Below are 9,204 nucleotides of genomic sequence, written 5' to 3'. Positions count from 1 at the left end.
TCTTGACTATTTTGTATTGCTCGACGCACTGCCTGTGTCGTTGTGGCGCTGCTGTGTAGAACTTGTCCCATAGTGCTTCCTTCCATTTATCTGAGAATATTGCACCATTAAAATCTGGGACTAAACATCTAAGGACTGTATCCATATATCGATGTATACAGTCCAATTAAACCTAAAACAGTATTATTGTTTCGCTTTCATTCCATCTAATTTTTTCAGCACTTCCGCCACTGCCACCATCGCAAAGCTTGAAGTCACCACCACCGCAGAACCATAGCCACCACAGCGTAGGCCTGCACTTGGACACACATCTGCACTGGAAAATGGATTATCAATCGAATACACACAGCTAATGCCGAACTTTTCTTTTGGTTTTTTACAAATTCCCATGCCACGTAACTGGGTTCGAAGCTTCGCCAACATTGGATCTTGTTCAGTTTTAGACAAATCAGCCACTCGGATTTTCAATGGGTCGAGCTTACCCCCCGCTCCCCCTGAAACAATCAATGGAATTTTATTAAAACGACAGTGTAACATCAGTGCTAATTTAGCTTTGACGTCATCAATACAATCTAAAATTAAGTCTGGTCTATGCTCTAAAATTTCTTTGACGTTTTCTGGAGTCAAATAGTCATCGATCAAATTGATTTTGATCCGTGGATTGATGGATCGACAACGCTCGGCCATGACTTCAATTTTTTCATGGCCCAAGGTCGAGCTCATGGCTGGCAGTTGACGGTTAACATTCGAAGCCGCAATCGAGTCCATATCAACCAGTGTTAATTCGCCAACGCCTGTACGCGCTAAAGCCTCTACTGCCCACGAACCTACACCACCAATTCCAATCACCATCACATGACTTTTTTCATAATATGAAAAGGCCTCGTCTCCATAAATTTTGGCTACCCCAGCAAAACGGCGGTCATATTCATCATGTTGCAGATCAGTCATGCGTACATCTATATCGGTAAAATCGTGTTCATTTTACCTGAATACGACCTTGGATTGAATGTATCGCTACAAACAATAAAGCCCTGATGATGACAGGGCTTTATTCCATTGAGATTAGGCCGCAATTAAATTACGCAGTACATAATGCAAAATGCCGCCAGCTTTAAAGTATTCCACCTCATTCAAGGTATCAATACGGCACAACACTGTAAATTGGTCTTGGCTACCATCTTCTCGAAACACTTGAATTTCCAAGGTTTGATGCGGTTGGAGATCATCCGACAACCCATGAATCGAAAGCACTTCCCGACCTGTCAAATTTAAGAATTGGCGTGTTTGTCCATCGATAAATTGCAATGGCAATACACCCATACCAACCAAATTCGAACGATGAATTCGTTCAAAACTTTCGGCAATCACCGCTTTAACTCCCAATAAGTTCGTACCTTTGGCAGCCCAGTCGCGCGATGAACCTGTACCATACTCTTTCCCAGCAATAATGATTAATGGCATATGTTGCTGCTGATAAAGCATAGAAGCATCATAAATCGGCAAGGTTTCTCCGGTTGGAATATAGATCGTGTTTCCACCTTCTTCACCGCCCAACATTTCATTCTTAATGCGGATATTGGCAAAAGTACCTCGCATCATCACTTCATGGTTCCCACGTCGAGACCCGTAAGAGTTGAAGTCTTTGGGTTCAACCCCTTGCTCTTGCAAATAGCGTCCCGCAGGGCTGTCTTTCTTGATATTACCCGCTGGGGAAATATGATCGGTGGTGACCGAGTCTCCAAGCACAGCCAAAATACGTGCCTGTTCAATATTGGTAATCGGTTTCGGTGGCTGATCTATCTCTTCAAAAAATGGCGGGTGGCGAATATAGGTTGAATTCTCTTGCCAAGCATAGGTCTGACTTTGAGGAATCTGAATCGCCTGCCATGCTGCATCACCATCAAATACTGCGGCATATTCTTTATGGAACATCGCGGTATTTACGCTCTGTAGCGCATGATCAATTTCAGCCTGACTCGGCCAAATATCTTTCAAATAGACTGCTTGCCCATCTTTGCCTAGACCAATCGGTTGTGTAGTCAAATCTGTACGGATATTGCCCGTCAAACCATAAGCCACCACCAAAGGCGGCGAAGCCAACCAGTTGGTTTTCACCAGAGGATGCACACGCCCTTCAAAGTTACGGTTGCCTGAAAGCACTGAAGCGACATTGAGATCATGGCACTGTATGGCTTCTTCAATCGGTTCAGGCAGTGGTCCAGAGTTCCCGATACACGTGGTACAGCCATAGCCGACCAAGTTATAACCCAACTCATCCAAATACGGTGTTAAACCAGCCGCAGCCAAATAATCGGTCACTACTTTAGAACCAGGTGCAAGCGAACTTTTCACCCACGGTTTACGCTGTAGACCTTTTTCAATGGCTTTTTTAGCGAGGAGCCCTGCGGCTAACATGACACTTGGGTTTGAGGTATTGGTACATGAGGTGATGGCTGAAATGACCACATCACCATGGTTCAATGGGTAAGATTTTCCATCAATGGTGCAAGATGGCTCCTCATGCGGCAGATTGGCTTTTTTAGCTTCAACAGCTGTGCCACCGCCTTCATTTTCTAAACGCTCTTTGGCTTCTTTGGCTGGCTTGAGATTTAGTTCCATCAAATCATGAAAAGTTTTAGGTACATCTGACAGCAAGACACGATCTTGCGGACGTTTAGGGCCTGCCAAACTGGCCTGCACGGTGCTCATGTCCAAGCTCAAAGTATCGGTAAAAACGGGTTCATCACCTGCATTTCGCCACAGGCCTTGCGCTTTACTATACGCTTCAACCAAATCAATCCGTTGTTGCTCACGACCTGTCAACGCTAAATAAGCCAAGGTCACATCATCAATCGGGAAGAAACCACAGGTTGCACCATATTCAGGGGCCATATTGGCAATAGTGGCGCGGTCAGCCAAAGGCAAGTCGGCCAAACCATCGCCATAAAATTCGACAAATTTACCAACCACGCCTTTTTGGCGTAGCATTTGTGTGATGGTTAAAACCAAATCTGTTGCAGTAATGCCTTCATTCAATTTCCCTGTGAGTTTGAAACCGATGACTTCAGGAATCAACATGGATACAGGCTGCCCGAGCATCGCCGCTTCAGCTTCAATCCCGCCAACACCCCAACCGAGCACGCCTAAGCCATTGATCATGGTAGTATGCGAATCTGTTCCCACCAAGGTATCAGGGAACGCAAAAGTTTGTCCCTCATCCTCCCCCAGCCATACCGCTTGAGCCAAATACTCTAAATTGACTTGGTGGCAAATTCCTGTACCGGGCGGGACAACGCTAAAGTTATTAAAGGCCGATTGTCCCCAACGCAGAAATTGATAGCGCTCACCATTGCGTTGCATTTCAATTTCGACATTTTCAGCAAAGGCATCTTTATCCGCAAAATGATCGACCATCACGGAATGGTCAATCACCAAATCGACAGGGGACAAGGGATTTATCAAATTCGGATCGCCACCCGCTTGTGCCATTGCGGCACGCATGGCAGCCAAGTCAACCACGGCAGGAACCCCTGTGAAATCCTGCATCAGCACACGTGCAGGCCGATATTGAATTTCTTGATCAGAGCTTCTGGTTTTTTGCCAATCGACTAGGGCTTGAATATGCTCTACTTTTACACTTTTTTGATCTTCAAAACGGAGTAAATTTTCGAGTAAGACCTTTAAAGACTTGGGTAATTGATCAATATTACCCAATGTTTGGGCGGCTTGAGGGAGGTTAAAAATTTGATAGGATTTTTCACCCACCGTGAGTGTTTGTAATGCATTGAAACTATTGATTTTGCTATATCTGGCCATTCGGTTGCCCTCCCAGTATTGGCGAATTTATTTATTATGATGTTCTTTCTTTAATGTAAGCCTGTTTAGAAAAGAATGTGTTCCCTTTTGGTTATCTTATTTTTATCGAGATTATTGTCTTATTCTTCTAAAATTTTAAATGCAACGCAGCCAATGAGTTCTGCCAGAGTTGAGTTGCTAGCGCCCACTCAGTCTGATCCAATGTCTGTGCGAGACTCTCCAAAACATAAGGTAAATTCACCGGTGTATTGCGGGTACGGTGCTCAGTCGATGTTTGACAACACAACGGCGTCATATCTGGACAGTCCGTTTCAATCACCAAATGTTCACTACCAAGTACTTGCACCACTTGATGCAATTTTTTGGCATTTGGATTGGTGATTTGCCCTGTCACCCCAATTTTAAAACCGAGTTTGACCAAGGCCTTGGCTTCTTCCACCCCACCACTAAAGGCATGAGCGATACCACCGAATTTAAATTTTTGGGCTTTTAAAATGGCAATACTTTCTGCATGTGCTTTGCGAATATGCAATAACACAGGTTTTTGATATTGCTTAGCAAGTTCCAGTTGTTCAGAAAAATAAGATTGCTGCTTGGCGAAAAGTGCAGGCTGTTTATGCTCTTTTAAAAAGGTGTCTAAACCAATTTCACCCACAGCTACGCAGTCCTGCTGCTGCAGGACCTGCTCTAAACGTTGTAAGTGTTCGGTCTGATGCTGTTCGATATAAAACGGATGTAAACCAGGGGCAAGATAAGAGCACGGAACATTCTTCCAGCTTTTTAATTGCTGATGGGTCTGAATCAGCGTATCAAATCGTGATTCAAGAAAACCAATAAGGACCAGTGCCTCTACCCCAACACGTTTTGCTTGCTCAGCCAAATGTTGCCGATCAGTATCAAAATCGGCAACATCAAAATGAGTATGGGTGTCGAACAGAGGCAAGCTCATGCTTGATTAGCTCTTGGCTTCTGAAGCAGCCTGTACGCTCTGTTTGGCTTTGGGTAAATACTCAGGCTTTAAAATTTTCTGGAGTTGATCATAACCAAGAGTTAAGCGCGGTAAACCCACCACATAAGGGCCAATTTCATACTCGCCATATTGCAAAATCAGACCTTCAGTGCCCAAGTAATAATTGTTACTCAAACTAAACTTCCACGCTTGCTCATATTCATCGACATTGGTCGCTAACTTAGAGTCGACGACCCAAGTACGAAAGGCTTCATGCGCAACTCTATTTAACGCCGCCTTCTGATTCGGCAACAATAGATCATCCAAACTCACCAGCTTTTGCTGCTTCAAGTCAAAATTATAATAATGCTGCGACGATGAACCATGTGCACCGCCTAAGTAGCTGCTGGTGTTCAACACCACCGTAGCCAAAGGATCTTTGGCATTTAGAATTTTCGGCTTAATCATCAAACTAATTTGATGGTTAGAACTTAAGGCTTTCAACTCTTGATCTAAACCCAGAAAAGCAGCTAAATAAGGTTGAACTTGTTTCTCTAGTTTCAGTTTAGGGGTGAGGACTTGGCCCACTACCGCAGGTTCAGAACTTGCCGCCACAGCACTTGATGCCTCGGTAGCAGAACTGCTATGCATAGGCGAAATATCAATAATCTGCGATAAATCTTTCACAATTTGTTGATCAATAAAATCATCAATAAACGCTTGATTACTTTGCAAACGATCAATGTTTAATTCTGGGCAAGCATTGCCATCACATTCAGGTAATTCGAATTGTAATTTTTCTGTGTCACCGACCAGTTTTAAAGTGGTGTCTACCTCTGAAGCCGCTGTGGTTTGCGTTGCAGGAGTTTGAGGCTCTTTATCTTTTGGTTGGCAGGCCGTCAAACTGATGGCAGCTGCAAGTACGCTGATTGTCAATATTGTTTTGCTTTTTAACATATATAACCTATTACCTTTTGAAGCCAGCTCTTGCTTTGGCCAGTACACTAAAACAACTGGGTATAGACATCGGCTTTTAATACCTGTTGAGTTTGTGCTTTCGTCAAATAAATATCAAGCTGAGTCCCATCTTTTACAATCTCATGAGTCCGATAGTGTAAACCGATGCCCTCTTGGTCAAAGAACCAATCTGCTTGCCCCCAGTACAACTTCGCAGGTGCAGATTTTCGCGCTTCGGGTTCTTGTTTCTTCAACCAGTCTTGATACGCTTTTTGCACCAACACATTCATCGCCAGCTGCTGTTTCGGGTGAATTAAATCTAATAATGCCACCGCTTTTTGGTTTTTACGATCCGCAACAAAGAAATAATAACGTTCCTTAACATTTACATTCTCTTGATTGGTATCAACCCCAATTTGCATGAGCACAAACTGATTGCGCTGATACGGTATACGCGTATACATCGCCAAGCTATAAGCCTTATTGCCCTTGAATTCAGCTTGCCATGTATCCGACTTTTTCACATAGGCATTAATGGCTTGCTGTAAGCTCATGTCTTGTTTTAAGCCAACCTGATCTTGAATCACTCGAGCCTGACTTTTGGCAATCCATTGGTTTAGCCACGGATCTGCCGTTGTTAAGCTTTGCAGATCTAATTCAATACAATTCTTGGTTTCACAAAATGGTTGTGCAATATCAGCCGCTTGTTGCTGAATATTTAAATATGGTAACACTTCAGCCTGCTCTGTTTTAAATACCGAGCTTTTGGCATCTGCGTCTGTTTCAGATTGTTTAGAGGAGTCACATGCCGTCAATAAGACAGTCAAACTCACCAATATTGTATAAATAGCCTGTTTCTGCAACATGCGTCTTCCATGAAATTCATGATTAAAATAAAGTATCTTGCATAATAAAACAGCTTCACGAAGAAGCTGTTTTATTTTTTAACATCCCGATTAGTGTTCGCGGGTATTGCGGAACACGATGTCTGGATAGCGCTCTTGCATCAGTTGTAAGTTCACACGACTCGGTGCCAAGTAGGTCAAGTGACCACCACCATCTACCGATAATTGATCATGTGCTTTTTTCTTAAATTCATTGAATTTTTTGTCATCATCACATGACACCCAGCGCACAGTGTTAATGCTCACAGGCTCGTAGACGCAGTCGACTTTGTATTCTTCTTTCAAACGGTATGCCACCACTTCAAACTGAAGCACACCTACCGCACCGACAATCAAGTCATTGCTATTTTGCGGCATGAAGACCTGTGTTGCACCTTCTTCTGAAAGCTCTTTTAAGCCTTTTTGTAACTGCTTCGATTTCAATGGATCTTTCAAACGTACACGGCGGAACATTTCAGGGGCGAAGTGCGGGATGCCCGTAAATTGTAGTTTTTCACCTGAGGTAAAAGTATCACCAATTTGAATCGTACCGTGGTTATGTAAACCAATAATGTCGCCCGGCCATGCTTCTTCTAGATGCTGACGATCACCGGCTAAGAAAGTCAAAGCATCACTAATGCGCACATCTTTATCTAGACGCACATGCTTCATTTTCAAACCTTTTTCATATTTGCCTGAACAAATACGCATAAAGGCAATACGGTCACGGTGTTTCGGGTCCATATTGGCTTGAATTTTAAAGACAAAGCCAGTAAAACCCTCTTCGGTGGCTTCAACCAAACGATTTTCTGTTGGGTGTGCTTTAGGTTCAGGTGCATAGTTACTAAATGCATCTAACACATGGTCTACACCAAAGTTACCCAGCGCTGTACCAAACAATACAGGCGTTTGACGACCCGCAAGGAACTCTGTGCGGTCTAAAGGCTCATTGGCCATTTGCACCAACTCTAGAGACTCTTCAAATGCCGCCCAAGCCAGCTCACCGACTTTTTCACGTAAGTCTGGATAGTCATAACCATCACGGACTTCGATTTCGGTAATGGTTGAACCAAAACCTGCTTTATACACATAAAACTTTTCTTCGATCAGGTTAAACACCCCAGCGAAGTCGCGACCGGTACCGAGCGGCCAAGTGATCGGCACACATTTAATTTTGAGAACGTTTTCAATTTCATCCAACAGCTCTAAAGGCTCACGGATTTCACGGTCCATTTTGTTCACAAATGAAATGATCGGTGTGTCACGCATACGACACACTTCCATCAGTTTCACGGTACGATCTTCAACACCTTTTGCACCATCGATTACCATCAAAGCTGAATCGACCGCTGTTAAGGTACGATACGTATCTTCAGAGAAGTCTTCGTGTCCCGGCGTATCGAGAAGGTTGATCATCTTGTCTTTAAATGGAAACTGCATTACAGAAGTGGTGATCGAAATACCACGTTCTTTTTCCATTTCCATCCAGTCCGAAGTGGCTGCACGGTCCGATTTACGGCTTTTCACCATACCAGCAATCTGAATAGCTTGTCCCCACAACAGCAATTTTTCTGTCATGGTGGTTTTACCAGCATCGGGGTGGGAAATAATCGCAAAAGTCCTACGAGCCGCGACTTCTTTCGCCAATTGATCTTTAAACATAAGAGAAATCTTCAATAGGTACACGGTGTTGTACACAACTTATGGATGTGTATCCAACCCGTAAAGTGATAACTTAAAATTGGCGCAATTGTAGCAGATTTATCAATGAGATTTTATTGATAATTTTCCCTTAACCCATCAGCTTAGTACATCGCATTCGTCGTCCATTCGAATGCTTTTTAGCTCTGGTAATGGGTAAGAATAGAAACGCTATAGTCCTATCAGCGACAACTTAGATGTACAGAAACATTGTTTGATCCGATCTGAACGTACACTTAATCACGCTGTACCCAAGGACAACTAGGAGTAAAACTTCCGTTACCCCTCATACATCAAGCATTCTTTTATCTTGTTAAGCCTAATCTGAGGTCATTTTATAAACTTCATTCAAACTCTGGATATACGAAACTATATTTCCCTGTTTTTATACGTTCTACTATAGCCAAAGGAGGCATAACCACACCTATTTCTGCTTTACGGTTTTCTCCATCTAGATTTCCAACATAAGAAAATTTATCATCATTAATGTGCCATACAAACCAATTGTGAGAAATTTTTATTGGTTCTTCCCCTACCATAACACCATAATCATCTGTGTCTCTGAATAATATTGTAGAAGTTCCACCCACATCAGATATGTTTCCAACTTTCTCCCAAAGATTCATTTTTATGCCAAACTTAGTGACACAATGCGCATAAAAATCGACATCATCATTAACGATATCCAATAACGTAGGAGTTACATGGATAGGGTACACTTTTTTAAATGCTCTGATCACATCACTATTTAATTGTGTTAAATCAAAAGCAATGAGCTGGAAATATTTTTTCATCTCATTATCCAACTTTACAGAAAAAACATCACCAACCTTAGTCACGACTCTAACCATAATTATTTAATTCCAAATTGTTCCCAATGTTTTGAACTGATTG

7 protein-coding genes are annotated in these 9,204 nt (G+C 42.8%); all 7 read right to left on the bottom strand.

Annotated features, from left to right (window positions below):
* Window positions 1-183: 183 nt before the first annotated feature.
* Entirely contained in the window at window positions 184-951 is a 768-nt protein-coding gene (locus MF4640_RS09215) for a ThiF family adenylyltransferase (protein ID WP_005400793.1), read from the bottom strand.
* A 114-nt stretch (window positions 952-1,065) separates the two neighbouring features.
* On the bottom strand, window positions 1,066-3,819 hold the full coding sequence (acnA, locus tag MF4640_RS09210) for an aconitate hydratase AcnA (protein ID WP_078389375.1): 2,754 nt from the start codon (window positions 3,817-3,819) through the stop codon (window positions 1,066-1,068).
* A 127-nt stretch (window positions 3,820-3,946) separates the two neighbouring features.
* Entirely contained in the window at window positions 3,947-4,762 is an 816-nt protein-coding gene (locus tag MF4640_RS09205) for a TatD family hydrolase (RefSeq protein ID WP_161944379.1), read from the bottom strand.
* A 12-nt stretch (window positions 4,763-4,774) separates the two neighbouring features.
* Window positions 4,775-5,725 (bottom strand): RsiV family protein, encoded by a 951-nt coding sequence (locus MF4640_RS09200; protein ID WP_078389373.1) that lies wholly within the window; start codon window positions 5,723-5,725, stop codon window positions 4,775-4,777.
* A 47-nt stretch (window positions 5,726-5,772) separates the two neighbouring features.
* Window positions 5,773-6,591, bottom strand: coding sequence for a hypothetical protein (locus MF4640_RS09195; protein WP_078389372.1), 819 nt, complete (start codon window positions 6,589-6,591; stop codon window positions 5,773-5,775).
* 90 nt (window positions 6,592-6,681) lie between these two features.
* Complete coding sequence (locus MF4640_RS09190) at window positions 6,682-8,271, bottom strand: peptide chain release factor 3 (protein ID WP_004979098.1); 1,590 nt, start codon at window positions 8,269-8,271, stop codon at window positions 6,682-6,684.
* A gap of 383 nt (window positions 8,272-8,654) precedes the next feature.
* Window positions 8,655-9,161: a hypothetical protein gene (locus MF4640_RS09185; RefSeq protein ID WP_078389371.1), complete on the bottom strand. Its 507-nt coding sequence runs from the start codon at window positions 9,159-9,161 to the stop codon at window positions 8,655-8,657.
* Window positions 9,162-9,204: the final 43 nt, after the last annotated feature.

It is taken from the genome of Acinetobacter sp. MF4640, from assembly GCF_002018895.1.
GTDB lineage: Bacteria > Pseudomonadota > Gammaproteobacteria > Pseudomonadales > Moraxellaceae > Acinetobacter > Acinetobacter johnsonii.
Note: the sequence above shows the minus strand (reverse complement) of the source record. Positions and strands in the feature narration are given on the sequence as shown.

Coding starts and splice junctions, on each gene's coding strand:
- acnA (WP_078389375.1), bottom strand. CDS start 3,819: ATGGCCAGATATAGCAAAATCAATAGTTTCAATGCATTACAAACACTC.
- MF4640_RS09200 (WP_078389373.1), bottom strand. CDS start 5,725: ATGTTAAAAAGCAAAACAATATTGACAATCAGCGTACTTGCAGCTGCC.
- MF4640_RS09190 (WP_004979098.1), bottom strand. CDS start 8,271: ATGTTTAAAGATCAATTGGCGAAAGAAGTCGCGGCTCGTAGGACTTTT.
- MF4640_RS09215 (WP_005400793.1), bottom strand. CDS start 951: ATGACTGATCTGCAACATGATGAATATGACCGCCGTTTTGCTGGGGTA.
- MF4640_RS09185 (WP_078389371.1), bottom strand. CDS start 9,161: ATGGTTAGAGTCGTGACTAAGGTTGGTGATGTTTTTTCTGTAAAGTTG.
- MF4640_RS09195 (WP_078389372.1), bottom strand. CDS start 6,591: ATGTTGCAGAAACAGGCTATTTATACAATATTGGTGAGTTTGACTGTC.